Origin of the sequence: Acidovorax sp. ST3 (assembly GCF_003231145.1) — a bacterium.
GTDB lineage: Bacteria > Pseudomonadota > Gammaproteobacteria > Burkholderiales > Burkholderiaceae_C > Acidovorax.
Map to the genome: position 1 here is coordinate 1 of NZ_QKVP01000145.1, position 512 is coordinate 512.

The following is a 512-nucleotide window of genomic DNA, read 5'->3' on the forward strand; positions in this document are numbered from 1 at the left end:
GAGCTGCCGCGCGAAGTACAGCAGTTCGGGGTAGGTGATGATGAAGCCGAGCGCCGTGTCCTTCAGCGTCACCACGAGCTGCGCGATGATCACCGGCAGCATTGCCCGGATGGCCTGAGGCAGGAGGATCAGACGCATCACGTTGGACTTGCGAAGGCCCAGGGCGTAACCGGCCGCGCTCTGACCGCGCGGCAGCGACTCGACGCCGGCCCGGATGACCTCGGACAGAACCGACCCGTTGTACGCGATGAGAGCGATCACGACGGCCCAGTAGGGCGAGAGGCGGATGCCGATGACGGGCAGACCGTAGTAGAGCAGGAGCATGAAGACCAGCACGGGCACGGCGCGGAGGATCTCCACGATCCAGCCGACCGGGATGCGAACCCAGGCGTGGTCGGACAGGCGCCCGATCGCGAGGACGAATCCGAGCACCAGCGCACCGACCGCCGCGGCCGCGAAGGCCGACAGGGTGGCGAGGGTGGCTTCGCCGAAGCGCACCCAGATCGCGGTGT

1 protein-coding gene is annotated in these 512 nt (G+C 67.8%); it reads right to left on the minus strand.

Annotated elements, in window-relative coordinates:
* A partial coding sequence (locus DNK89_RS24025) for an amino acid ABC transporter permease (RefSeq protein WP_153064362.1) occupies positions 1–512 on the minus strand: 512 nt, incomplete at both ends.